Origin of the sequence: Elioraea sp. Yellowstone, assembly GCF_006704265.1 — a bacterium.
Lineage (GTDB): Bacteria > Pseudomonadota > Alphaproteobacteria > Acetobacterales > Acetobacteraceae > Elioraea.
Genome location: NZ_VIKA01000016.1, coordinates 15939 through 39888, shown reverse-complemented (window position 1 = coordinate 39888; position 23950 = coordinate 15939). Strand labels below are relative to the sequence as shown.

Here is a 23950-nt window from a genome sequence, read left to right as displayed (position 1 = left end):
GGGATGCGGTCGAGCTCGGTCGGCACGAGCGCGGTCGCGCGCACGCCGCGCCAGGGATGCCGGGCGGGCGGACCCATCCGCGCCGCGGTCGCGGCGAGGTCACGGACGAGCCGGCCAGCCTCGAGGATCCGTGCGGCGCTCCAGCCCGCCGCGTCGAGCCTGAGCTCCGGAGGCGCCACGCCTGCCTGTTTCAGCCGCACGACCTCGCCGATCGCGCGGAACGCGGTCCAGCCGGTCTCGCCGATCGGCGCGTGCATGGCGGCGGCATGACGGTTGAGGCGGCCGCGCAGGGCGCCGAGCGTGCGGATCACCGGGTCGCGGTCGGGCGGTGCCGGACGGGGCGCCTTCAGCGTCGCATCGAGCTCGGCGAGGAGCGCGCGCCGGGTCGCCCCCTCGCTGTGCAGCGCGAGGCACGCCGGGCCGAGACCGACACCCTCGAGCCGGCGCTGCACCACCTCGAGTGCGGCGAGCTTCTCGGCGACGAACAGCACCGTCTTGCCGTCCATGACGGCCTGGGCGATCAGGTTGGCGATCACCTGGCTCTTGCCGGTGCCCGGCGGGCCCTGGATCACGAGCGACGCGCCGCGGCGCACCGCCTCGGCGGCCAGCGTCTGGCTGCCGTCGGAATCGAGCACGAAGTCGAGCCGCTCGACCGGAATCAGCGCGTCGATCTCGGCATCGTCGGGGAAGGGCTCGAAGCAGGGCGGCGGCGCGGCGCCGAGCAGCGCCCGCACGAGCGGGTGCGCGGCGATCTCGGGGCGCTCGAGGTCCCGATGCATCAGATACTTCGCGAACGAGAACAATCCGAGTGTGATCCCGTCCGGCTCGATGCGGAACCCGGCCGGCTGCACGGCCTCGGCCGCCGCGGCGAACCACGCCTCGACTGCGGCCCAGGCCTCGGGGGCACGCTCGTCGAGCTCCGGCGGGTCGGGCAGACGAAGGCGGAACTGCTCGGCGAGCATGGCCGCGAGGGTGAGATTGCCGGCGATCTCGGCTCCGTCCCAGCGCACCCGGAAGGCGTCGCGGGCGGTCGCGCGGGCGAGTGCGCAGGGCACGAGCAGGAGCGGCGCGCGTCGTTCGGTCTCGGGCGTGCGGGGGTCGCGCCAGACGAGCTGTCCCAGGCCGAGCGAGAGGATGTTCAGCCCCTGCTCCTGCAGGACGCTGCGCGCGTCGCGCTCGATCCGTGTCAGCACGCGGGCGAGCGCGGTCGCGGTGAGCGGCGCGGAGAGGATCAGGTCGTCCGGATCGGGTGTGGCGGCGGCCCCCGGCGCGGCGACGGCACGGCGCCGGCCGCGCGGCGCCGGCGCGGCATCGGGCTCGGCCTCGGTGGGCGCGAAGCCCATCGCCCTGGCCTCGGTGACGAGGCGCGCGAACACCGCCGCCGAACGCTCCCCGACGATCGGCACCACCCCGGCGCTGCGCTTCGGCAGCGACAGCAGCCGGTTGCGCGTGGAGAGGTCGAGCAGGTCGCGCTGCGCCCGCCGCAAGGCCTCGACCACCGGATCGGTCATCCGCGATTCCCCCGCATCGGCGCCACGATACCGGAACAGGGCGCGATCGCGCGCGCTTGACGCTGGGCGTGATGCCCGCGTTCAATCGCCGCCGTCAGGACCGGCAGCGCAATGCCGGCCGCCCGCGACGGTGAGGAGACGTTCCGCATGCTGACACGCCGCACTCTTGGCCGCCTCGCCGCGGCCGGCACGACCGCGCTCGCCGCGCCTGCGCTCGCGCAGGGGCAGTGGCCCGCGCGGCCGATCCAGTTCATCGTGCCCTGGGGCGCAGGCGGCGGCACCGACTACCACAGCCGCACGATCGCGAGCCTGCTCGAGCGCGAACTCGGCCAGCCGGTGACGGTCGTGAACCGCACCGGCGGGTCGGGCGTGGTCGGCCACTCGGCGATCGCCGAGGCCGCACCCGACGGCTACACGATCGGCGCCGTGACCGTCGAGATCGGCATGATGCACTGGCAGGGGCTGACCAGGCTCACTTGGCGCGACTACACGCCGATCGCGATGATGAACCTGGTGCCCGCGGGCGTGCAGGTGGCGGCCGACAGCCCGTGGAAGACGCTCAAGGACATGATCGACGACATCCGGGCGAACCCGGGCAAGTACAAGTCCTCGGGCACCGGGCAGGGCGGCATCTGGCACCTCGCGATCGCGGGGCTGCTGCAGTCGGTCGGGCTGCCGCCCGACGCCGCGCCCTGGATCCCCTCGGACGGCGCTGCCTCGGGGCTGCGCGAACTCGTCGCGGGCGGGGTGCACATCGTCCCCTGCGGCATCCCGGAGGCAGCGACGCTCCTGCGCGCGGGACGCGTGCGGTCGCTCGCGGCGATGATGCCCGCGCGCGTGCCCGCCTTCCCCGACATCCCGACGGTGAAGGAGGCGATCGGCTCGGACTGGACGCTCGCCTCCTATCTCTCGGTGATGGGGCCGAAGGGCATGCCGGCGCCGATCGCCAGGCGTCTCGAAGAGGCGGCGCTGAAGGCGATGGCGAGCGAGGAGTGGAAGAAGGCGATGGATGCGCGCGGCTTCGGATTGAACCCGATGCCGGCGGCCGAGCTCGCCGCCTTCGTCGAGAAGTCGGACCGCGACCTCGGCGGGGTGATGAAGGCGCTCGGCCTGGCGAAGTCGTAGCGTCTTGCGGCTCTCGGATGCCGCGCTGGGCATGGTGCTGCTCGGCGCGGCGGCCGCGATCGCGGCGGTCGCGCAGGGCTTCCCGGGCGTGCCCGGGCAGAACTTCGGCCCCTCGCTGTTCCCGACCGCGATCGCGGGCGGCTTCGTGCTCTGCGCGCTGGGGCTGTTCCTGCGCCATGCGCGGACAGGGGGCGGCGCGCGCTGGGTCGATCCCGGCCCGCTGATCACCGATCCGCGCGCGCGGCTGGATGCCCTGCTGGTGCTCGGCGCGGTCGCGGCCTATCTGCTGGTGGCGGAACGTCTCGGCTTCATCCCGACCGCCGCGGCGATCCTGCTGGTCCTGACGCGCCGTTTCGGCGCCTCCTGGCGGCTCGCCCTCGCCACCGCCGCGCTCGGGCCGCTGGCAATCCATCTGATGTTCGCCGAGTGGCTGCGCGTGCCGCTGCCGCTCGGGCTGCTGGCCGGGCTCCGGTACGCGCTGTGATCGAGGCGCTGCCGCAGGCGCTGGCGCTGCTGATGCAGCCGCAGACGGTGATGGTCGGCATCGCCGCGGCGATGTTCGGGCTGTTCGTCGGCGCGATGCCGGGGCTCTCGGCCACCATGGCGGTGGCGCTGCTCGTGCCGGTGAGCTTCTTCCTCGAGCCGGTGGCGGCGCTGACCGCGGTGGTGATGACGACCGCGATGGCGATCTTCGCCGGCGACATCCCCGGCGCGCTGATGCGCATCCCCGGCACGCCGGCCTCGGCCGCCTATGTGGACGATGCCTACCAGCTCACGCGGCAGGGCAGGCCGGAACTTGCGCTCGGCATCTGCCTCGTGACCTCGGCGATCGGCGGGCTGTTCGGCACGGCCGTCCTGATCCTGCTCGCGCCGCGGCTTGCCGAGATCGCGCTCAGGTTCTCCGGCATGGAGTATTTCTGGCTGGTCGCCCTCGGCCTCTCCTGCGCGGTGATGGTGGCCGGGCGCGATCCCCTGAAGGGCGCGGTGAGCCTGCTGGTCGGCCTGTTCATCGCCACGATCGGCCAGGACGTGACCGCGGGCCATCCGCGCTTCACCGGCGGGATCAGCAGCCTGCTGTCGGGCGTGTCGTTCATCCCGGCGATGGTCGGGATGTTCGCGATCAGCGAGATCCTGCGCAACCTGCCGACGATCCGCAACGCCGCCGAGGTGCAGGTGCGCCGCCTCGGCAGCATCCTGCGCGGCACGGGCGGCGTGGTGCGCCGCCATCCGGTGAACCTGATGCGCGGCAACGTGATCGGCACCGCGATCGGCATCCTGCCCGGCGCCGGGGCCGACATCGCCGCCTGGATCAGCTATGCGGTCGGCAAGCGGTTCTCGAGGGACCCCGACCGGTTCGGCAAGGGGTCCGAGGAGGGGCTCGTGGACGCGGGGGCGGCCAACAACGCCGCGATCGCCGGCGCCTGGGTGCCGGCGCTGGTGTTCGGCATTCCGGGCGATTCCGTCACCGCGATCGTGATCGGGCTGCTGCTGATGAAGGGCATCCAGCCCGGGCCGGACGTGTTCCTGTTCAATCCCGAGCAGATCGGCGCGCTGTTCCTCGCCTTCGTGATCGCCAACATCGTGATGGTCCCGATCGGGGTGGTCGCGATCCGGCTCTGCGCCAAGGTCCTGCTGGTGCCCCGGCCGGTGCTGACGCCCCTGATCCTGCTGTTCTGCATGGTCGGCTCGTTCGCGATCGACAACAACCCCTTCGCGCTCGTGGTCATGGCGGTGATGGGAATCCTCGCCTGGCTGATGGAGGAGAACGACGTCCCGGTGGCACCCGCGATCCTGGGCATCGTGCTGGGCGACCAGTTCGAGAAGCACTTCATGACGACGATGATGAAGGGCGACGGCAGCCTCGCGTTCTTCGTCTCGCGGCCGATCGCCGCCGTGCTCGCGGCGGTGACGGCCGCGGTCTGGATCGCGATCGTCGTCGGGCTGGTGCGGCGCGGTCCCGTGCGGCTCGGGCGGGGTGGAGCGCCGGCGGGGGGGCTCCATCGCCCGCCGCGTGGCGAAGACGGCGGGCGGGGGCGGTAGCCTCGCCCCGGCTACTCCGCCGCGCGCGGCATTGCCTTCGCCCGCCGCGTTCCCTCCGCATCCACCGCGCGCAGCGCCGCCACGACGCGGCGCGGGCTCACCTCGTGCGGCGTGTTCCAGATCGTCTCGCCCTCCGCGCAGGCGCGCTCGGCCACCCGCATCAGCGCCGCGTCGTCCACGCCGCCGAGCCCGATCGCGGCGAGCGTGGTCGGCAGGCCGACGCGTTCGCAGAAGCCGAACACCTCGTCGATCAGCGCCGGCGGGCGGTCAGCCAGCATGAGCAGCGCGAGCGTGCCGATCGCCACCTTCTCGCCGTGCCAGTAGTCGTGCGTCTCGTCGAGCACGGTGAGCCCGTTGTGGATCGCATGCGCGGCGGCGAGCCCTCCGCTCTCGAAGCCGAGGCCGGAGAGCAGCGTGTTCGCCTCGACGACATGTTCCAGCGCGGGTGTCACCACCTGCTGCGCGCAGGCGGCCTTGGCGAGCACGCCATACTGCAGCAGCGTGTCGTAGCAGAGCCGGGCGAGCGCATAAGCCGTCATCGGCCCGAGCCTGCCGGTCATGTTCGCGCCGCGCTTGACGCGGCAGTCCTCGGCCTCGAACCAGGTTGAGAGCGCATCGCCCATGCCGGCGACCAGGAAGCGTACCGGCGCGCGCGCGATCACGCCGGTATCCACGAGCACGACCGCGGGGTTCTGCGGCAGCACGAGGTAGCGCTTGAACGCGCCTTCGGGGGTGTAGATCACCGAGAGGGCGGAGCAGGGCGCATCCGTCGAGGCGATCGTCGGCACGATCGCGACCGGCCTGCGCAGGCCGTGGGCGACCGCCTTGGCGGTGTCGAGCGCCTTGCCGCCGCCGATGCCGACGATCACCTCGGCGGCCGAGGCGGCCTCGGCGAGCCGCGCGATCTCCTCGTCGCTGCACTCGCCGCCGAAGCGCTCCGCGGTCAGCGCGATGGCCTCGCCCAGGCCGGTCTCGATCCTGGGCCGCAACGTGTCCATCGCGAAGGGGTCCATCACCGCGAAGGCGCGCGACCCGAAGCGGGCGACCTCCTCGCCGAGCGCCTCGAGCGCGCCCTCACCCTGGACGTAGCGGCCCGGAAAGATGGCGGTGGTCAGCATGGTGTCCTCCTGCGGTTGCCGGCGCGAGGGGACACCGGGCGGCACCCGGGCGTGTTGAGCGAGGTCAAGACGGACAGGCCCCTCACCGGGGTGTCATCGTGCCGAGAAAAGAGGGGGCGCGGCCGAAGCCGCGCCCCGAGTGGCAGCATCGATGGGGGGCTGCCGCGCCGGCCACGGTGGGGAGGAACCGGGTCGTGCGCCCTGGACCGGTCAGGTCCGTCGAGGATGATTTGCGCAGGAAAGGGTTTCGGATGCGTTGCCGCGGCCCGGCGGTCGTGTTTCCGGGCGAAGCCTCACGTGTCTGTGATCACCGGCGCCGCCGCCCGGCTCAGAACAAAGCGTGCACGGCCGGCACGCGATCGGGTGCAGCGGCCCGGCCGGGCCTGTGCTAAGGGAGGCGCGAGCGCGCGGCCCCTTCGAATCGCCCGAAGGTTGAGGGCGCCCGGCAGGATTGGACAGAGGCGGACCATGGACAAGAACAAGGCGCTCGACCAGGCGCTCCAGCAGATCGAGCGGGCCTTCGGCAAGGGCTCGGTGATGCGCATGGGCGGGCGCGACCAGACCGAGGCGATCGAGGTGATCCCGACCGGCTCGCTCGGGCTCGATCTGGCCCTCGGCATCGGCGGCATTCCGCGCGGGCGGATCATCGAGATCTACGGGCCGGAGAGTTCGGGCAAGACCACGCTCGCGCTGCACTGCGTGGCCGAGGCGCAGAAGCGCGGCGGCACGGCGGCCTTCATCGATGCCGAGCATGCGCTCGATCCGGTCTATGCCCGCAAGCTCGGCGTCGACGTGGACAACCTGCTGATCAGCCAGCCCGATTCGGGCGAGCAGGCGCTCGAGATCGCCGACACGCTGGTCCGTTCCGGCGCGATCGACGTGCTGGTGGTGGACAGCGTCGCCGCGCTGGTGCCGCGCGCCGAGCTCGAGGGCGAGATGGGCGACTCCCATGTCGGGCTGCACGCGCGGCTGATGAGCCAGGCGCTGCGCAAGCTCACGGGAAGCGTGTCCCGCAGCCGCACCACGCTGATCTTCCTCAACCAGATCCGGCTCAAGATCGGCGTGATGTTCGGCAACCCGGAGACCACCACGGGCGGCAACGCGCTGAAGTTCTACGCCTCGATCCGCATGGAGATCCGCCGCATCGGCGCGATCAAGGACCGCGACGAGGTGGTCGGCAACCAGACGCGCGTGAAGGTGGTGAAGAACAAGCTTGCCCCGCCCTTCCGCCAGGTCGAGTTCGACATCACCTACGGCGAGGGCATATCGAAGACCGGCGAGCTGGTCGATCTCGGCGTGAAGGCCGGCATCGTCGAGAAGTCCGGCGCCTGGTTCAGCTTCGACAGCCAGCGGATCGGCCAGGGGCGCGAGAACGCCAAGGCCTTCCTGCGCGACCACCCGGAGGTCGCCGCCAAGATCGAGGAGCGGATCCGCGCCCAGGCCGGCATCGTCGCGAACGCCCTGCTGGCGCAGGGCAGCGAGGAGACCGAGGCCGCGGATTGACCGCCGAGGCGGGGGTCAGACACCTGCTCTCGGCCGCCGACCAGGCGCTGGTCGAGGCGGCGGCCGCGGCCGTGCGGGTGCGCTACGCCTATGGGCGCCACACCGTGGGGGCGGCGCTGCGGGGCAGGTCGGGCCGGGTCTTCGTCGCCGTCAACCTCGATGCCACAGTCGGCCGCGCGGCGGTCTGCGCCGAGGCAGTGGCGCTCGGCGCGGCGGTCATGGCGGGCGAGACGGTCGAGGCGGTGGCGGCGGTGCGCCACCCGCGCCCCGACGAGGGTGGGGGACCGCAGGTGGTCCCGCCCTGCGGGCTCTGCCGCGAGCTCCTTCTCGACTATGCGCCGGATGCCCGCGTCGTCCTGCCGGGTCAGGGTGCGACGCCGCTGCGGGCGCTCCTGCCGAGCCCGTATCGGCGTTGAGCCCGGCGGCTGCGCCGCCGCAGCCGGCCCGGCATCCCGCGGCGGACACCGCCCGCCGCATCGCTGGGTCGCGACGGCCCCGCCGCGTTGACCGGTCTGAGGAAGGTCGGTAACAGATTCTCCGCGGTCTTCTGATCCGGTTCGCGGACTGCACGGGAAGCCTTGCGGCGCAGGCTGGCAAAGAGGACAGGGGCACGATGGCGAAGAAGACTCCAGCGGGCGCGACGCCCATCGGCGGCGGTTACTTCTATCTCTTCAAATCGGCGACCAACTCGACGGATTGCCTGATCTCCGCCCACGGCGGCTACATCCGCGAGAACCGCACTTTCACCGTGCCGGCGGGCATCAGGATCGTCTTCTACGGCCAGCACGGGGCGGCGCTGAACGATCCGGGCATCTTCGAGATCGCGAAGAAGCTCTCGAAGGCACGCCCGGTCGAGATCATATCGGGCGGCCAGAAGTGCCTGAACTATCTCCTCAGCAAGTATCAGGGCGCGCATGCGGGCGCGTCCGGCAGGGAGGTGGTTGAGACCTACGATCAGGTCGCGCGCGTCGTGCAGACCCGCGACTTCCAGCGCACCGACAAGTTCAAGAACCTGCTCGCGGCCGATCCCTCGGCGCAGTCGGCCACCCTCCAGGAGCTGATGGCCGATTGGGGTGGCAGCATCCTGACCGTGCGCAACCGCTGGAACGTGTTCCTCGGTATGCCGCTCAAGGATGCGGTGAAGGCGGCGCTGCAGGAGATGCCGAGCCTGCGCACGTTCCACTGCATCTTCTGCCGCAGCTACATGCTGGGCGAGGACCCGCTCGCGGCCCAGAGCGTGCAGTACGCCTGACCCGCCGGGGCGGGCGGCGCCCCGTCCGGTCTCATCCGCAGCGGGCCCGCCCGGCCCTGCTCCGCGCGGCGGTCGCTGCCCGCCGCCCTCCCGCACGCGAAGCCCGGGATGGTGCGGCCAGGGGGCCGGGAGCGCCGGGGCGACCCACTTTCGGCTCCCGCCCCCCGGCGTTATGTACCTGCCATGCCCAGCAGCAACGACATCCGCGCCGCCTTCCTCGACTTCTTCCGCCGCCACGGCCACACGGTGGTGGAGTCCTCCCCGCTCGTGCCACGCAACGACCCCACGCTGATGTTCACAAATGCGGGGATGGTGCAGTTCAAGAACGTCTTCACCGGGCTTGAGCATCGCCCCTACAGACGCGCGGCAACCGCGCAGAAATGCGTGCGTGCAGGCGGCAAGCACAACGACCTCGAGAACGTCGGCTATACTGCTCGGCACCACACGTTCTTCGAGATGCTGGGTAACTTCTCCTTCGGAGACTACTTCAAGGATCTCGCGATCGAGCTCGCGTGGACGCTGGTGACGAAGGAGTACGGCCTGCCGAAGGAGCGGCTGCTCGTCACCGTCTACCACGACGACGACCATGCGGCTTCCGCCTGGGCGAGGATCGCCGGGCTGCCGGAGGACCGGATCATCCGCATCGCCACCTCCGACAATTTCTGGGCGATGGGCGACACGGGGCCGTGCGGGCCGTGCAGCGAGATCTTCTACGATCACGGCCCCGGCATCCCCGGCGGCCCGCCCGGCAGCGCCGAGGCGGACGGCGACCGCTTCATCGAGATCTGGAACCTGGTCTTCATGCAGTTCGAACAGCTGCCCGACGGGCGGCGGATCGACCTGCCGAAGCCTTCGATCGACACCGGCATGGGGCTCGAGCGCATCGCCGCGATCCTCCAGGGCAAGCACGACAACTACGACACCGATACGCTGCGCGCGCTGATCCTCGCCTCGGCCGAGGCCACGGGCACCGATCCGGACGGGCCGCACCGCGTCAGCCATCGCGTGATGGCGGACCATCTGCGCGCCTCGTGCTTCCTGATCGCCGACGGCGTGCTGCCCTCGAACGAGGGGCGCGGCTACGTGCTGCGCCGGATCATGCGGCGGGCGATGCGCCATGCCCATCTGATGGGCGCGACGGAGCCGGTGATGTGGCGCCTCGTTCCGGCGCTGATCCGCCAGATGGGGGTCGCCTATCCGGAACTCGGCCGCGCCGAGGCGCTGATCACCGAGACGCTGCGCACCGAGGAGAGCCGCTTCCGCGCCATGCTCGACCGCGGCCTGCACCTCCTCGCCGAGGAGACCGCGAAGCTCGGCCACAAGCAGCCCCTGCCGGGCGAGGTCGCCTTCAGGCTCTACGACACCTACGGCTTCCCGCTCGACCTGACGCAGGACGCGCTGAAGGCGGAAGGCCGCCTGGTCGATGTGGAGGGGTTCCAGGCCGCGATGGCGGCGCAGCGCGCGCGCGCCCGCGCCGCCTGGGCCGGCTCGGGCGAGGCGGCGACCGAGGCGGTGTGGTTCGACCTGCGCGAGAGGACCGGTGCGACGGAGTTCCTGGGCTACGCGACCGAGACGGCCGAGGCCGAGATCCGCGCCATCGTCGTCAACGGCCAGCCGGTGCGGGAGGCGCGCGGCGGCGACGAGGTCGCGGTCCTGCTCAACCAGACGCCGTTCTACGGCGAGGCGGGCGGCCAGGTCGGCGATGCCGGCACGATCCGCTCGGGCGACGGGCTGGTGATCGAGGTCCGCGACACGCAGAAGAAGCTCGGCGACCTGCACGTGCATCTCGGCACGGTGAAGCAGGGAATCGCGCGGGTCGGTGCGGCGGTGGTGGCCGAGGTCGATCACGCGCGGCGCGCCGCGATCCGCGCGCATCACAGTGCCACGCATCTGCTGCACGAGGCGCTGCGCCGGCGCCTCGGCAGGCATGTCGCGCAGAAGGGCTCGCTCGTCGCCCCCGACCGGCTGCGTTTCGATATCAGCCACCCCAAGGCGATCGAGCCGGAGGAGCTTGCCGCGGTCGAGGCCGAGGTGAACGCGCGCGTGCGCGAGAACGCGCCGGTGGTGACGCGGCTTATGACGCCCGAGGAGGCGGTCAGGCAGGGCGCGATCGCGCTGTTCGGCGAGAAGTACGGCGAGGAGGTGCGCGTCGTCGCGATGGGGGCGGACGAGGCGGCGACGGATCGCGGCGGCCAGTACTCGGTCGAGCTCTGCGGCGGCACCCATGTGCGCGCCACCGGCGAGATCGGCCTGTTCAAGATCCTCTCCGAGGGCGCGGTCTCCGCCGGGGTGCGGCGCGTCGAGGCGGTCGCGGGCGCGGCGGCGCTGAAGCAGGTGGCGGCGATGGAGCGTGCGCTCGGCGCGATCGCGGCCGCGCTGAAGGCGCCGCCGGCCGAGGTGCCGGCGCGCGTCGAGGCGCTGGTGGAGGAGCGGCGCCGCCTGGAACGCGAGGTCGCGGAGCTGCGCCGCCGCCTCGCCACCGGCGGCGCGGGTGCGACGCCGGCCTTCGAGGAGGTGGGCGGGGTGAAGCTCGCCGCGCGCGTGGTCGAGGTGCCGGCGCGCGACCTCAAGTCGCTCGCCGACGAGATCCGCAAGGGCATCGGCTCCGGCGTGGTCGCGCTGGTCTCGCCGATGGACGGCAAGGCTTCGATCGTGGTCAGCGTCACGCCCGACCTCTCGGGACGGTTCTCGGCGGTCGAGCTGGTGAAGGCGGCGGCCGCCGCGGTCGGCGGCAAGGGCGGCGGCGGGCGGCCCGACATGGCGCAGGCGGGCGGACCGGACGGGGCGAAGGCGGAAGCGGCGCTGGCGGCGGTGCGGCAGGCGCTCGCCGCCTGACCGGGAGGCGCGGATGGCGGACGGCGAGGAGGTCCTGTTCGTCTACGTGACGGCAGCGGATGCCGCGGAGGCGGGGCGCATCGGCCGGGCGCTGGTCGAGGAGGGGCTGGCGGCCTGCGTCAACCTGCCTGCGCCCCACACCGCGATCTACCGTTGGCAGGGCGCGGTCGCCGAGGAGCCGGAGCAGGCGCTGATCGCCAAGACCACCGCCGCGCGTTTCGACGAGCTCGCCCGCCGCGTGCGGGCGCTCTCCTCCTACGAGCTGCCCTGCATCGTCGCCCTGCCGGCCGTGGCCGGCGACGCTGCGTTCCTCGCCTGGGTCGGCATGCAGGTGCGGCCGCCGGCCTCCGGCTGACGCCGCCCTCTTCCCGCCGCGGGCGCGCGGTGGAATGCTGGCAGGCAACGAGAACCGCTTCGGGAGGATCCGCCATGCTGCGCCGCCGTTCCCTGCTCGCCATGCCTGCCGCGCTGGCCGCCGCGCCCCTCGTGCGCCCGGCGATCGCGCAGGGATGGCCCGCGCGCACCGTGCGCATCGTCGTCCCCTGGCCGCCCGGCGGCTCGACCGACGTGCTGGTGCGCTTCTACGCCGAGCGGCTGCAGACGCTGCTCGGCCAGAGCGTCGTGGTGGAGAACCGCCCGGGTGCCGGCGGCAATATCGGCGTCGATGCGGTCGCGAAGGCCGAGCCGGACGGCTACACGATCGGCATCGCCGCGGTCGCGCATCTCTCGATCAACCCCTATCTCTACGCGCGCCTGCCCTACGACCCGACCACGCTGATGCTGGTCGGCGTGGCGTGGGAGCTGCCGAACTGCGCGGTCGTGCCGGCCGAGCACAACCCGTCGAAGACGCTCCAGGAATTCATCGCCTGGGCCAAGGCGCGTCCGAACGGCATCACCTACGGCTCGCCCGGTGTCGGCACCACGCCGCACCTCTCCGGAGCCCTGTTCTGCACGCGCGTCGGCATCCAGGGCACGCATGTGCCGTTCCGCGGCGCTGCCCAGGCGATCCCGGTGATGCTGGGCGGGCAGCTCGACTTCGCGCTCGACAACCTGACGAGCTACGTGCCGGTGATCCGCGACGGCAAGATGCGCGCGCTCGCGGTCACCTCCGCGGAACGTTTCCCGACCATGCCGGACGTGCCGACCATGGCCGAGGGCGGCGTGCCCGACTTCGTCGTCACCTCGTGGCAGAGCTTCTTCTTCCCGCCGCGCACGCCGCCCGCGATCGTGCAGCGGCTGAACGCGGCGCTGAAGCAGATCAGCGAGGAGGAGGCGATGCGCAAGCGTTTCCTCGACAACGGCGCCTTCATGGCGTGGTCGACGCCCGAGGAGGCGGCCGCGCGGGCCGAGCGCGAACGGCCGATGTGGCGCGAGGCGGTGCGGATCTCCGGCGCGCGGGTCGAGTAGGCGGCTATCCCGCGCCGCGCAGCCGCTCCTCCTCCCGGTGGCGCGCCACGAAGGCGCGGAAGCGCTCGCTCGGCGGTTCGGCGAACAGCGCGGCGGGCGGGCCCTCGCACTCGATCCGCCCCTGATCGAGAAACACCAGCCGCGAGGCGACGTCGCGGGCGAAGCCCATCTCGTGCGTCACCAGCAGCATGGTGCGGCCCTCGGCGGCGAGGCCGCGGATCACGCGCAGCACCTCGCCGACGAGTTCGGGATCGAGCGCCGAGGTCGGCTCGTCGAACAGCAGCACGCGCGGATGCATCGCCAGCGCGCGCGCGATCGCCGCGCGCTGCTGCTGCCCGCCGGAGAGATGCGCGGGGTAGTGGTGGCGCTTCTCGGCGATGCCGACCTTGGCGAGCAGCGCCTCCGCCTCGGCGATCGCCTCGGCGCGCGGGCGCTTCTGCACGTGCACCGGCGCCTCGATCACGTTCTCGAGCACGGTCATGTGGCTCCAGAGATTGAAGCTCTGGAAGACGAAGCCGAGCGAGGCGCGGATGCGGTCCACCTGCCGCCGATCCGCGGGAACCCGCCCGCCGCGCGCAGGGCGGAAGACGATCGCCTCGCCGGCGACGATCACCTCGCCCGCATCCGGGATCTCCAGGCAGTTGATGCAGCGGAGCAGCGTCGACTTGCCCGAGCCCGAGGCGCCGAGCAGCGCGATCACCTCCCCCTCGGCGGCGGCGAGCGAGATGCCGCGCAGCACCTCGAGCGCGCCGAAGCGCTTGACGATGCCGCGCAGCTCGAGCGCGGGCGGGGCGGCGGTCAATGCGCGAGCCTCAGATCGGGGGCGGGCGGCGGGGCGCCGCGCAGGTGCGGCGAAAGCCACCACTCCAGGGCGGCGACCGCGCGCGCGATCGCGAAGTTGATCGCGAGATAGATCGCGGCCGCGACCGCGAAGGCCTCGAACACGCGGTAGGTCGTCGAGATGATGCGCGCGGCCAGCCCCGTCACCTCGACCAGCGTCACCATCGAGGCGAGCGAGGTCGCCTTCACCATCAGGATGATCTCGTTGCCGTAGCCTGGCAGCGCCCGGCGCAGCGCGATCGGTGCGACGATGCGGCGGAACAGCAGGAACCCCGACATGCCGCAGGCGCGCGCCGCCTCCACCTCGCCGCAGGGGACCGCGAGCAGGCCGCCGCGCACGATCTCGCTGCCGTAGGCGGCCGTGTTCAGCATCAGCGCGCCGAAGGCGCACCAGAAGGGTTCGCGCAGATAGGGCCAGAGCACGGAGGTCCGCACGACCTCGAACTGCGCGAGGCCGAAATAGATCAGGAACATCTGGATCGCGAGCGGTGTGCCGCGGAAGACGAACACGTGGAGCCGTGCCGGCCAGTCCAGCAGCGTGTTGCCGGAGAGCCGCATGGCGGCGAGCAGGCAGGCGAAGACGAGCCCGACCGAGACCGAGAGCGCGGTCAGGGCCAGCGTCATCGGGATGCCGGGCACGATGCGCAGGAAGCAGTCGGCGAGGAAGGCGAGATCCATCACGCCCTCCGCAGGCCCCGCATCGCGCGCCGCTCGGCGAGCGCGAACAGTCCCGAGGAGAGCGTGGTGATGACGAGGTAGAGCGCTGCGCCCGTGAGGAGGAAGGAGAAGAAGTCGCGCGTCGAGCGGCCGCCGATGAAGGATTGGCGCAGGAGCTCGACGAGGCCGGTGACCGAGATCAGCGCCGACTCCTTCAGGCAGAGCTGCCAGCAATTGCCCAGGCCCGGCAGGGCGAAGCGCAGCACCTGCGGCGCGACGATGCGCCGCGCGATCAGCCACCGCGGCATGCCTACCGCGCGCGCGGCCTCGATCTCGCCGCGCGCGACCGCCGCATGGGCGCCGCGGAACACCTCCGCCTGGTAGGCGCCGTTCGAGATGCCGACCGCGACGAAGCCGGCGACGAAGGCGGGCAGCGAGACGAAGCCCTCGCCGCCCCAGAACAGGCGGTGGAACCAGCCGAGCGCGGCGGCACCGCCGAAGAAGACGAGATAGATCACCAGAAGTTCGGGAATGCCGCGGATCACGGTGGTGTAGGTCGTGGCGATCGCGGCGGCGATGCGGTGTCCCGAGAGCCGTCCCCAGGCGGCGAGCGCGCCGAAGAGCGCGCCGAGCGCGAAGCCCGAGGACGAGACCGCGACCGTCATCGCCGCGGCCTGGAGCATCAGCGCGCCCCAGCCGCGCGGGCCGAACCCCATCAGCTCCCAGTACGCGACGAGCCATGCCGGCATGGCGCGCGCTCAGGCGGGAGTGCCGAGCGCACCCCCGCCCGTCGTCACGAGCGCGGCGCGATGTCGGTCTTGAACCACTTCTCGGAGAGCCGGCTGATCGTCCCGTCCTTCAGCGCGGCCTCGATCGCGGCGTCGAACGCGGCCTTGAGGTCGGCGTCGGCCTTGCGCAGCCCCACCGCCACGCCGCGGCCGAGGATGCCGCCGCTCATCAGCGGACCCGCCGGCGCGAGCCCGCGGAACTCGGGCTTCTCCGCGGTCGCGGTGATCGCGGTGACGGCGGCGAAGATCGCATCGAGCCGGCCGGCGGCGATGTCGAGGTCGTGCTCCTCGGTGGTGCGGTATTCGCGGATGGTGGCGCCCGCATCGCCGAAATACTGCGTCAGGAACGCCGAGTTCGTGGTCGCCGTCTGCACGCCGATGGTACGGCCACGCAGCAGCGGCTTGATCTGGTTCAGGATCGCGACGAGCTCGGCCTCCTGCGTGGCAAGGCTGAAGGTCCGGCCGGTGCCCGGCATGGCGCGCAGCGGCGAGTTCGGCATCACCGCGAAGGCGTGCGGCCCGGCGGCATAGGGGCGGGAGAAGTTGATGACCTCGAGCCGCCGGTCGGTGATGTTCATGCCCGCCATGATCGCGTCGTAGCGGCCGGCGGTGAGGCCGGGGATGATGCCGTCCCAGTCCTGCGCGACGATGGTGCAGCGCGCGTTCATGCGCCGGCAGAGGTCGTTGGCAAGGTCGATCTCGAAGCCTTCGAGCTGGCCGCCCGGGCCGGTGAAGTTCCACGGCGCGTAGGCGCCTTCGGTCGCGATGCGCACCTGGCGCTGCTGCGCCGCCGCCGGATCGGCCGCGCCGAGGGCCAGGACGGCGGCAAGCAGGGCGCCACCCAGACGAGCGATCATGCACCTCTCCCTCTTCTGGCCGGACCGCACGGAGCGGTCCGGCCGCTTCCCCGGCCGTGCAAGGCTAGCCGGTCGCCGGCACGGCGCAAGCGCGATCAGCGCCCGGGGCCCGCGCCTGCGCGCGGGCGCCAGCTCGGCGCCAGCACCATCAGGCAGAGAATCTGGAACAGCATCTGCGCCCCCGCCTGGGCCGTGACCGTGGTCGGGTCGTATTGCGGCGCGACCTCGACGACGTCGCCGGCGACGATGTCCAGCCCGGCGAGCCCGCGCAGGAGCGCGATCGCCTCGCGCGTGGTCAGGCCGCCCGCCTCGGGCGTGCCGGTGCCGGGTGCGAAGGCGGGGTCGAGCGCGTCGATGTCGAAGGAGAGGTAGGCCGGGCCGTCGCCGACCACCTCGCGCGCCCTGGCGATCACGGCGGGGATGCCCAGACGCTCCACCTCGTGCATCGGGATCACGGTCATGCCGGCGTCGTAGGAGAACTCCCAGAGCCAGCCGGCGCCGCCGCGGATGCCGATCTGGATCGTGCGCGCCGGGTCGAGCACGCCCGCCAGCACCGCCTCGCGGAACGGCCCGCCGTGGTGGAACTTGGTGCCCTCCTGCATCCCCGCGGTGTCGGCATGCGCATCGATGTGCACGAGGCCGAGCGGGCGATCGCGGCCGAGCGCGCGCAGGACCGGCAGGGTGATCGAATGGTCGCCGCCGACCAGCAACGGGCGGGCGCCCGCCCCGTGCACGCGCGCCACGAAGGCCTCGATCGCCTCGTGGCAGCGCTCGAGCGCGTAGCGCGTCGGCATCGGCACGTCGCCGATATCGGCGATCCGGCCGCGACTCAGCGGCACCAGGTCGAGCACCGGCTCATAGGGGCCGATGCGCTCGACCGCGCGCACCGCGCGGGGCCCGAGGCGCGCGCCAGCGCGGTTGGTCACGCCGAGATCCATCGGCACGCCGATCAGCGCGAGGTCGAGCCCGCCGAGATCGGGCTTCTGCGCTGCGCTCTCGTCGAGCGGGGCATCGAGCAGCGTGGCCGGCCCCTCGAAGGGCCAGCGCCGCCGCCCGCCCTCGGCGAACTGCGCGCGCGCGATCTCGGCGAAGTGCGGATCGAACACCTCGCCGGGCCTGGCGTCGCCATAGCGGGCGCGCAGGCGCGCGAGCGTCTCCTGGTCCATGGCGGCAATCCGCTCCTGCGGCGCGGTTGATCGGCAAGGGCCACGATTGGAGCAACAGAGGCGCCCGGGAGACAAGCGGGGATCCGCCGCGCCGCGCGCGCCGCTGTGACCGCCGCCCCTGTTGCGGCGGCGGCACGGCGGGAGGAAAGTCGGACGAAGCCGCCCCGGGGAGCGGAGGGCGGATGTGGAGGGAACGATGAGCGAGACCATCGAGACGACGGTGAACGGCCGCGCGGTCACGCTGCGGGCCGAGGATCCGGAGATGCCGCTGCTCTACGCCTTGCGCGGCGAGCTCGGCCTGACGGGGCTGCATTTCGGCTGCGGGCTGGCGCAATGCGGCGCCTGCACGGTGCAGATCGACGGCGAGGCGGTGCGCTCCTGCCAGTTCCCGGCCGTGCAGGCGCGCGGGCGGAAGTTGGTCACGCTCGAGGGGCTCGGCACGCCGGAGCGGCCGCACCCGGTGCAGACGGCGTTCATCGAGATGCAGGCGGTGCAGTGCGGCTATTGCCTGCCCGGCATGATCATGACCTCGGCGGCGCTGCTGGCGAGGAATCCGCAGCCCACCGAGGCGCAGATCCGCGAGGAGCTCGCCGGCGTGATCTGCCGCTGCGGCACCCAGCCGCGCGTGATCGCGGCCGTGCTGCGCGCGGCCCGGGGCTGAGGAGGAGGGGGAGAGATGGACGCGATGCTCGATCGCCGCTCGATCCTCAAGGCGGGCGGCGCGCTGACCGTCGCCTTCGCGGTCGGGCTCCGGCCGCGCGATGCCGCGGCCTGGACCGAGAAGCCGGTCGCCACCGACGAGGTTGCCGCCTTCCTCTCGATCGACGCCCGGGGCGGCGTGACCGTGCATGTCGGCAAGGTCGATCTCGGCACCGGCGTGCGCACGGGGTTCATGCAGATCGCCGCCGAGGAGCTCGACGTGCCGATGGCGCGCATCAGCGTGGTGGAGGGCGACACGGCGCTGACGCCGGACCAGGGGCCGACCTACGGTTCGCTCTCGATCCAGAACGGCGGCGTGCAGCTGCGCGCAGCCTGCGCGACCGCGCGGCGCGAGCTGATCCGTCTCGCCGCCGAGCGGCTGGGCGCCGAGCCGGCCGCCTTGCGCGTCGAGGAGGGCATGGTGATCGGTCCGGGCGGGCGCGTGGGCTACGCCGAGCTCGTCGGCGGGCGGGCGCTCGCGCTGAAGGTGGACGCGAACGCGCCCATCAAGCCGCCCGAGGCGCGCCGGATCGTCGGCCGCGCGGTGCCGCGCGTCGACATCCCCGACAAAGTGTTCGGCCGGTTCCGCTACGTCTACGACGTTCGGCGCGAGGGCATGCTGCACGGGCGCACGGTGTTCCCGCCCGCGCTCGGCGCGACCGTCGAGGCGGTGGACGAGGCCTCCGTCCAGGGCATCCCCGGCGTGGTGAAGGTCGTGCGCGAGGGCAGCTATGTCGGCGTGGTCGCCGAGACCGAGTGGGCCGCGATCAAGGCGGCGCGCGCCCTCCGCGTGCGCTGGTCCGCCTGGGCGGGCCTGCCCGACCAGGCGCGGCTCTGGGAGCATGTGCGCGCGACCCCGGTCGCGCAGGTGCAGGTGACCTCCGAGCGGGGCAACCCGGCCGAAGTGATCCGCGGCGCGGCGAGGCAGCTCGCCGCCAGCTACGACTGGCCGATCCACAGCCATGCCTCGATGGGTCCGTCCTGCGCGGTCGCCGAGTTCCAGGGTGATCGGCTGACGGTCTGGACCGCGAGCCAGGCGACGCACAACCTGCGCAAGCAGCTCGGCCTGATGCTTGGGATGCCGATCGAGCGCATCCGCTGCATCTATCTCGAGGGCTCGGGCTGCTACGGCCGCAACGGCCACGAGGACGCGGCCGCCGACGCCGCGCTGCTCGCGCGCGCGGTCGGGCGCCCGGTGCGGCTGCAGTGGATGCGCCAGGACGAGCATGCCTGGGACCCGAAGGGACCGCCGCATCTCGTCGACCTGCGCGCCGGACTCGATGCGCAGGGCAACGTCGTCGGCTGGGAGAGCGAGGCCTTCATCCCGAAGGGTGCGGGCGGCAATGTCGATCTGCTGGCCGCGGAACTTGCCGGGTTGCCGCGCGAGAACCAGATCCATCCCGGCAACATCATCCACAACCTTGCCGTGCCCTACGCGTTCCCGGCGGTGAAGACGACCTGTCACCGGCTCGAGACCACGCCGTTCCGCCCGTCCTGGATCCGCACTCCGGGGCGGATGCAGAACACCTACGCCAACGAGGCCTTCATCGACGAATGCGCCGCCGCGGCGGGGGCCGATCCGATCGCGTACCGTCTGCGCCACCTGCCGGCGGACGAGACGCGCGGGCGCGAGGTGCTGGAGCGCGTGGCACGGCTCGCCAACTGGCAGACGCGGCCCTCGCCGCAGCCCGACCGGTCGGGCGAGATCCTGCGCGGCCGCGGCGTCAGCTACTGCAAGTACGAGCTCGTGCGCACCTATGTCGCCGGCATCGCCGAGGTGGAGGTGAACCGCCGCACCGGCGTGATCCGGGTGACGCGCTTCTGGTGCGCGCACGATTGCGGGCAGATGATCAACCCGGACGGCGTGAAGGCGCAGGTCGAGGGCAACATCGTCCACACGCTCTCGCGCACCTTCAAGGAGGAGCTCACCTTCAGCCGAAGCGCGGTGACCAGCGTGGACTGGAGCACCTACCAGGTGATCACCATGCCGGAGGTGCCCGAGATCGTCGTCGAGCTGATCGACCGTCCGACCGAGCGGCCCTGGGGCGCGGGCGAGCCGGCCGCGGCGATCGTGCCCTCGGCCGTCAGCAACGCGATCTTCGACGCGACGGGCGTGCGGCTGCGCTCGGTGCCGTTCACGCCGGCGCGGATGCGCGCGGCGATCCAGGGCGCGTGAGCGGTGCGCGGCGCAGCGTCAGGCGTTGCGCCGCAGCACCTCCGGGTTGACCACGACGTGCGGATCGAGCCGCCCGTCGAAGCAGGCGAGGATGCTCTCGGCGCAGGACATCGCCATGCGGCGCATGCTCTCGGCCGTGGCGGCCGCGCTGTGCGGCATCAGCACGACGTTCGGCGCCCGCAGCAGCACGTTGTCGGGCTGCACCGGCTCGACCGCGAACACGTCGATCCCGGCGCCGGCGACGTGGCCGGCAGCCAGCGCGGCGGCGAGCGCCGGTTCGTCCACAAGCGTGCCGCGCGCGGTGTTGATCAGCACCACGCCCGGCTTGGCGGCCTTCAGGAACGCCTCGTTCACCATGCCGCGCGTCTCGGCTGTGGCCGGGCAGTGCAGCGTGACGATGTCGGCCGCGGCGAGCGCCGCGTCGAGATCGTCCGCCGGGACGAACCCCGCGCCCTTGATGGTGTTGCGCGGCACATGGGGATCGCGCACCAGCACGGTCATGCCGAAGGCGGCGCAGAGCCGCGCGACCCGCCCGCCGATCCGGCCGAAGCCGATCACCAGCACGGTACGGCCGGCGAGATCGAAGGTCGGCAGGTCGAAGCCCCACTGCGCCGCCCTGGTGCGCGCGTGGTAGCCGACCGTCTGGCGTGCCGTCGCCAGCATCAGCATCAGCGCGTGCTCGGCGACGCTCACCGCGTTGGCATCCGGTGTCACGGTGAGGGGGATGCCGCGCGCGGTCAGCGCAGCGACGTCGACCGCATCGTAGCCGACCCCGTGGCGCGCGACGATGCGCAGGTTGCGCGCCTTCCCGATCAGGGAAGCATCGATCGTCTGGAGCCGCACCGTGATCGCGTGCGCCGCGCCGATGCGCTGATCCAGCGCCTCGGAGGTGACGGGATCAAGCACCTCGACCGTGACGTCGGGGCGGGAGCGCAGCAGCGCGATCGCATCCGGATGGATCGGGCGGAGGCAGAGGACGTGCGGCATCTCAGGCGTTCTTCCGCAGCACCTCGGGGTTCACCAGGAAGCCGGGATCGATCATCCCGTCCAGCGCGTCGAGGATGTTGTGCGCCGCGCGCACGGCCATCTTCGCCAGCGTCTCCTGCGCGGCCGCGGCACTGTGCGGGGTGAGGATGACGTTGTCGAACCCGAACAGCGGATTGTCCTTGGCTGGCGGCTCGACCGTCAGCACGTCGAGCCCCGCAGCGGCCACCTTGCCCGCCCGCAGCGCCGCGACCAGCGCCGCCTCGTCGATGACCGGTCCGCGCGCGGTGTTGACGATCCAGACCCCAGTCTTCATGCGCGCCAAGGCGTCGGCATCGATCAGATGGCGCGTGCCCGCGTGCAGCGGGCAGTGCAGCGTCACCACGTCGGCCTCCGCCAGCGCGGCCCGCCAGTCGGGCGCGGGGATGTGGCCGTCGGCGGCGATGCGCGGCGTCGGGAAGGCCGGGTCGTGCACCATCACGCGCATGCCGAAGGCGGCGCAGAGCCGTGCGACCCGCGTGCCGATGCGGCCGTAGCCGATCACCAGCACGGTGCGCCCGGCGAGCTCGCCGATCGGCGGACCGTCGACCGAACGCCACTCCCCGCCCTTCACCATCCGGTCGTAGGCGGGGATCCGCCGCGCGATGCCGAGCAGCAGCGCCATCGCATGTTCGGCCACGCCGAGATCGTTCGCCCCGTTCACCACCGCCACCGGCAGGCCACGCCTCGTGCATTCGGGGATGTCGATCGTGTCGAAGCCGACGCCGTAGCGCGCGACCACCTTGAGGTTCGGGCAGCGGTCCAGGAACGCCGCATCGACGCTGGTCAGCCAGAGCAGGATCGCGTCGGCCTTCGGCGCGCGGGCGATGAAGTCGGCGGCATCCCCGGTCGCGGTCTCGACCGTGATGCCGGAGCGCGCATCGAGGATCGCGCGGCCGGCAGGGTGGAGCGGCCGCTCGAGCAGCACATGGGGCATTCCGAGAATCCCTTCCTGGACGACGGGGGCGAGGGGCGCATCCTGCGGCGGTGCGGCGCTCGCGGCAACCCGGTCCAGGACCGCACGCTTGGGCCTGCCGCCGGGCCACCCCTTGGCGGCCGCGCCGTTCGATGGTCGATTGCGATCGCGTCATTCGGAAGGGAGCCGCCATGCCGCGCATGACCGGTGGCGATGCGATCGTCGACAGCCTGCTTCGCCACGGCATCGACACCGTGTTCGGACTGCCTGGCGTGCAGATGTACGGGCTGTTCGATGCGCTCGCCCGCAACGCCAACCGCATCCGCGTCATCAACGCGCGGCACGAGCAGACCACGGCCTACATGGCGCTCGGCTATGCCTGCGCGACCGGCAGGCCGGCGGTCTACGCGGTCGTTCCCGGCCCGGGCGTGCTGAACACCACCGCCGCGCTCTCCACCGCCTGGAGCGTCAACGCGCCGGTGCTGTGCCTGACCGGCCAGGTGCCGTCGGCCGAGATCGGCCGGCTGCGCGGCCAGCTCCATGAGCTGCCGGACCAGCTCGCCACGCTCAGGACGCTGGTGCGGCACGCCGAACGGATCGAGCACCCGACCGAGGCGCCACGCAAGGTGGCGCGCGCGTTGCAGGAGATGATGTCCGGCCGGCGCGGCCCGGCGGCGCTCGAGATCCCGCTTGACCAGTTGCCGGCCGAGGCCGAAGTGGCGCCGTGCGATCCGCTGCCGCGCCATCCCGATCCGGTGCCGGACCCGGCGCGGATCGCGCGCCTCGCCGAAATGATCGACGCGGCGCGCAGCCCGATGATCTGGGTCGGGGGAGGGGCGATGGATGCGGGGGCGGAGATCCGCGCGCTCGCCGAGAAGATCGGCGCGCCCGTGGTGCGCTTCCGCGGCGGCCGCGGCGTGCTCGATGACCGGCATCCGCTCAGCCTCACCGTGCCCGAGGCCTACAGGCTGTGGGCCGGGACGGATCTGCTGATCGGCTTCGGCACGCGGCTCGACGTGCCGACTGCGCGCTGGGGCAGGATGCCGGAGGGCGTGCGGATCGCGCGCATCGACATCGATCCCGCCGAGATGCGCAGGCTTGCCGTCGATCTCGGCATCGTCGCGGATGCCGCCGCCGCGGCCCGAGCGCTGGCCGATCGGGTCGCGCGCCGCGACGACCCGGACCGCGCGGCCGCGATCGCGCGTGCCAAGGCCGAGACGGCGGCCGAGATCCGGGCGCTCGAGCCGCAGATGTCGTTCCTCGCCGCGATCCGCGACGCGCTGCCGGAAGACGGGATCTTCTGCGACGAGATGACGCAGGTGGGCTACGTCTCGGCCTTCGGCATGCCGTTCCACGCGCCGCGCACCGCGATCGGCTCGGGCTTCTCGGGCAATCTCGGCGCCGGCTTCCCGACCGCGCTCGGCGTGAAGGTCGCCCATCCCGACCGCGCGGTCGTGGCGGTGACGGGCGATGGCGGCTTCCTGTTCGGCGGATCGGATCTGGCGACCGCCGTGCGCTTCGGCATCAACCTGGTGACGGTGCTGTTCAACAACCGATCCTACGGCAATGTGCTGCGGGACCAGCGCCGGCTCTATGACGGCCGCCATTGCGGCGCCGAGCTGACCAACCCCGACTTCCAGGCCTATGCCAGGGCCTTCGGCGTGCGCTCCTGGCGCGTCACCGATGCCGACGGGCTGCGCGGCGCCCTGCGCGAGGCGCTGGCGGCGAATGCGCCCTGCCTGATCGAGGTGGTGACCGACATCACCAGGGAGCCGTCACCGTTCCGGTTCATCGCGCCGCACCGGGCGTGACGGGGACGCGGGGGCGGTGTCGGTGCGATCGCGCTGGACAGGCGGCCCGCGCTGTGGATAATCCCGTCGCGATGCAACCGGCCCGCGACTTCTCCGCCGCTGCTGCGCCCCGTGCGCAGGCGGCCGCGCGCGCCCTCCTTCCGCTCCTCCTCCTTCGACTTACCCGCCCCTGGGCGTGACGCCTTCGCGCTGAGAGCGCCGAAGCACCGCTCAGGGGAGACCCCGA

General features: G+C 72.5%; 21 protein-coding genes. 12 read left to right on the top strand and 9 right to left on the bottom strand.

Going from position 1 to position 23950, the window contains the following annotated elements:
- A partial coding sequence (locus FK498_RS04500; protein WP_141851966.1) for a DUF4011 domain-containing protein occupies window positions 1-1511 on the bottom strand: 1511 nt, incomplete at its 3' end.
- 147 nt (window positions 1512-1658) lie between these two features.
- Here FK498_RS04500 and FK498_RS04495 point away from each other — a divergent pair.
- Genes FK498_RS04495 through FK498_RS04485 form a run of 3 tightly spaced genes read left to right on the top strand, consistent with a single transcriptional unit; the run spans window position 1659 to window position 4676 of the window.
- Window positions 1659-2636, top strand: a complete 978-nt coding sequence (locus FK498_RS04495; protein ID WP_141851964.1) for a tripartite tricarboxylate transporter substrate binding protein — start codon at window positions 1659-1661, stop codon at window positions 2634-2636.
- 4 nt (window positions 2637-2640) lie between these two features.
- Window positions 2641-3120 (top strand): tripartite tricarboxylate transporter TctB family protein, encoded by a 480-nt coding sequence (locus FK498_RS04490; RefSeq protein ID WP_141851962.1) that lies wholly within the window; start codon window positions 2641-2643, stop codon window positions 3118-3120.
- Window positions 3117-4676, top strand: coding sequence for a tripartite tricarboxylate transporter permease (locus FK498_RS04485; RefSeq protein WP_141851960.1), 1560 nt, complete (start codon window positions 3117-3119; stop codon window positions 4674-4676). The genes FK498_RS04490 and FK498_RS04485 overlap by 4 nt, the downstream gene beginning before the upstream one ends.
- 11 nt (window positions 4677-4687) lie before the next feature.
- Here FK498_RS04485 and FK498_RS04480 read toward each other — a convergent pair whose 3' ends face one another.
- Window positions 4688-5794: a glycerol dehydrogenase gene (locus FK498_RS04480; RefSeq protein WP_141851958.1), complete on the bottom strand. Its 1107-nt coding sequence runs from the start codon at window positions 5792-5794 to the stop codon at window positions 4688-4690.
- A gap of 468 nt (window positions 5795-6262) precedes the next feature.
- On the opposite strand from FK498_RS04480, the gene recA reads away from it, so the two are divergent.
- The 6 genes from recA to FK498_RS04450 all read left to right on the top strand — a co-directional run bounded on the left by recA (window position 6263) and on the right by FK498_RS04450 (window position 12791).
- The gene (gene recA, locus FK498_RS04475) at window positions 6263-7297 is read left to right on the top strand and encodes a recombinase RecA (protein ID WP_141851956.1); all 1035 of its coding nucleotides are present in this window, start codon (window positions 6263-6265) and stop codon (window positions 7295-7297) included.
- Window positions 7294-7713: a cytidine deaminase gene (locus FK498_RS04470; RefSeq protein WP_202614740.1), complete on the top strand. Its 420-nt coding sequence runs from the start codon at window positions 7294-7296 to the stop codon at window positions 7711-7713. Before recA ends, FK498_RS04470 begins: the two co-directional genes overlap by 4 nt.
- Window positions 7714-7910: 197 nt before the next feature.
- Window positions 7911-8549 (top strand): putative adhesin, encoded by a 639-nt coding sequence (locus FK498_RS04465; RefSeq protein WP_141851953.1) that lies wholly within the window; start codon window positions 7911-7913, stop codon window positions 8547-8549.
- 183 nt (window positions 8550-8732) lie between these two features.
- Window positions 8733-11384 carry an alanine--tRNA ligase gene (alaS, locus tag FK498_RS04460; protein ID WP_141851951.1) on the top strand — a complete coding sequence of 884 codons (2652 nt, stop codon included), beginning with the start codon at window positions 8733-8735 and terminating at the stop codon, window positions 11382-11384.
- Window positions 11385-11397: 13 nt separating this feature from the next.
- On the top strand, window positions 11398-11739 hold the full coding sequence (gene cutA, locus FK498_RS04455) for a divalent-cation tolerance protein CutA (protein WP_141851949.1): 342 nt from the start codon (window positions 11398-11400) through the stop codon (window positions 11737-11739).
- Between the two features lie 74 nt (window positions 11740-11813).
- Complete coding sequence (locus tag FK498_RS04450; RefSeq protein WP_141851947.1) at window positions 11814-12791, top strand: tripartite tricarboxylate transporter substrate binding protein; 978 nt, start codon at window positions 11814-11816, stop codon at window positions 12789-12791.
- 4 nt (window positions 12792-12795) lie between these two features.
- Here FK498_RS04450 and FK498_RS04445 read toward each other — a convergent pair whose 3' ends face one another.
- From FK498_RS04445 to speB, 5 genes are all read right to left on the bottom strand, one after another.
- Entirely contained in the window at window positions 12796-13593 is a 798-nt protein-coding gene (locus tag FK498_RS04445; RefSeq protein WP_141851945.1) for an ABC transporter ATP-binding protein, read from the bottom strand.
- Window positions 13590-14309, bottom strand: a complete 720-nt coding sequence (locus FK498_RS04440; RefSeq protein ID WP_141851943.1) for an ABC transporter permease — start codon at window positions 14307-14309, stop codon at window positions 13590-13592. Before FK498_RS04440 ends, FK498_RS04445 begins: the two co-directional genes overlap by 4 nt.
- Window positions 14309-15037 (bottom strand): ABC transporter permease, encoded by a 729-nt coding sequence (locus tag FK498_RS04435; RefSeq protein WP_141851941.1) that lies wholly within the window; start codon window positions 15035-15037, stop codon window positions 14309-14311. The genes FK498_RS04440 and FK498_RS04435 overlap by 1 nt, the downstream gene beginning before the upstream one ends.
- A gap of 44 nt (window positions 15038-15081) precedes the next feature.
- Window positions 15082-15933 carry a transporter substrate-binding domain-containing protein gene (locus tag FK498_RS04430; protein WP_141851939.1) on the bottom strand — a complete coding sequence of 284 codons (852 nt, stop codon included), beginning with the start codon at window positions 15931-15933 and terminating at the stop codon, window positions 15082-15084.
- Window positions 15934-16028: 95 nt separating this feature from the next.
- Window positions 16029-17099: an agmatinase gene (gene speB, locus FK498_RS04425; RefSeq protein WP_141851937.1), complete on the bottom strand. Its 1071-nt coding sequence runs from the start codon at window positions 17097-17099 to the stop codon at window positions 16029-16031.
- 262 nt (window positions 17100-17361) lie between these two features.
- Here speB and FK498_RS04420 point away from each other — a divergent pair, with 262 nt between their 5' ends.
- Both FK498_RS04420 and FK498_RS04415 read left to right on the top strand, forming a co-directional pair.
- Complete coding sequence (locus FK498_RS04420) at window positions 17362-17760, top strand: (2Fe-2S)-binding protein (RefSeq protein ID WP_370510874.1); 399 nt, start codon at window positions 17362-17364, stop codon at window positions 17758-17760.
- 15 nt (window positions 17761-17775) lie between these two features.
- Window positions 17776-19974 (top strand): molybdopterin cofactor-binding domain-containing protein, encoded by a 2199-nt coding sequence (locus tag FK498_RS04415; RefSeq protein WP_141851933.1) that lies wholly within the window; start codon window positions 17776-17778, stop codon window positions 19972-19974.
- A gap of 18 nt (window positions 19975-19992) precedes the next feature.
- Here the strand turns inward: FK498_RS04415 and FK498_RS04410 are convergent, their stop codons facing one another.
- Together FK498_RS04410 and FK498_RS04405 are read right to left on the bottom strand one after the other, a co-directional pair.
- Window positions 19993-20961, bottom strand: a complete 969-nt coding sequence (locus tag FK498_RS04410; RefSeq protein ID WP_141851930.1) for an NAD(P)-dependent oxidoreductase — start codon at window positions 20959-20961, stop codon at window positions 19993-19995.
- Window position 20962: 1 nt separating this feature from the next.
- Window positions 20963-21934 (bottom strand): hydroxyacid dehydrogenase, encoded by a 972-nt coding sequence (locus FK498_RS04405; RefSeq protein WP_141851928.1) that lies wholly within the window; start codon window positions 21932-21934, stop codon window positions 20963-20965.
- A gap of 170 nt (window positions 21935-22104) precedes the next feature.
- Here FK498_RS04405 and FK498_RS04400 point away from each other — a divergent pair, with 170 nt between their 5' ends.
- On the top strand, window positions 22105-23724 hold the full coding sequence (locus FK498_RS04400) for a thiamine pyrophosphate-dependent enzyme (protein ID WP_141851926.1): 1620 nt from the start codon (window positions 22105-22107) through the stop codon (window positions 23722-23724).
- Window positions 23725-23950 lie beyond the last annotated feature (226 nt).

Bases quoted from the DNA above. Each gene is read 5' to 3' on its own strand.
- FK498_RS04495 (WP_141851964.1), top strand. From the start codon at position 1,659: ATGCTGACACGCCGCACTCTTGGCCGCCTCGCCGCGGCCGGCACGACC.
- FK498_RS04480 (WP_141851958.1), bottom strand. From the start codon at position 5,794: ATGCTGACCACCGCCATCTTTCCGGGCCGCTACGTCCAGGGTGAGGGC.
- recA (WP_141851956.1), top strand. From the start codon at position 6,263: ATGGACAAGAACAAGGCGCTCGACCAGGCGCTCCAGCAGATCGAGCGG.
- FK498_RS04465 (WP_141851953.1), top strand. From the start codon at position 7,911: ATGGCGAAGAAGACTCCAGCGGGCGCGACGCCCATCGGCGGCGGTTAC.
- alaS (WP_141851951.1), top strand. From the start codon at position 8,733: ATGCCCAGCAGCAACGACATCCGCGCCGCCTTCCTCGACTTCTTCCGC.
- cutA (WP_141851949.1), top strand. From the start codon at position 11,398: ATGGCGGACGGCGAGGAGGTCCTGTTCGTCTACGTGACGGCAGCGGAT.
- FK498_RS04450 (WP_141851947.1), top strand. From the start codon at position 11,814: ATGCTGCGCCGCCGTTCCCTGCTCGCCATGCCTGCCGCGCTGGCCGCC.
- FK498_RS04440 (WP_141851943.1), bottom strand. From the start codon at position 14,309: ATGGATCTCGCCTTCCTCGCCGACTGCTTCCTGCGCATCGTGCCCGGC.
- FK498_RS04435 (WP_141851941.1), bottom strand. From the start codon at position 15,037: ATGCCGGCATGGCTCGTCGCGTACTGGGAGCTGATGGGGTTCGGCCCG.
- FK498_RS04430 (WP_141851939.1), bottom strand. From the start codon at position 15,933: ATGATCGCTCGTCTGGGTGGCGCCCTGCTTGCCGCCGTCCTGGCCCTC.
- speB (WP_141851937.1), bottom strand. From the start codon at position 17,099: ATGGACCAGGAGACGCTCGCGCGCCTGCGCGCCCGCTATGGCGACGCC.
- FK498_RS04420 (WP_370510874.1), top strand. From the start codon at position 17,362: ATGCCGCTGCTCTACGCCTTGCGCGGCGAGCTCGGCCTGACGGGGCTG.
- FK498_RS04415 (WP_141851933.1), top strand. From the start codon at position 17,776: ATGGACGCGATGCTCGATCGCCGCTCGATCCTCAAGGCGGGCGGCGCG.
- FK498_RS04410 (WP_141851930.1), bottom strand. From the start codon at position 20,961: ATGCCGCACGTCCTCTGCCTCCGCCCGATCCATCCGGATGCGATCGCG.
- FK498_RS04405 (WP_141851928.1), bottom strand. From the start codon at position 21,934: ATGCCCCATGTGCTGCTCGAGCGGCCGCTCCACCCTGCCGGCCGCGCG.
- FK498_RS04400 (WP_141851926.1), top strand. From the start codon at position 22,105: ATGCCGCGCATGACCGGTGGCGATGCGATCGTCGACAGCCTGCTTCGC.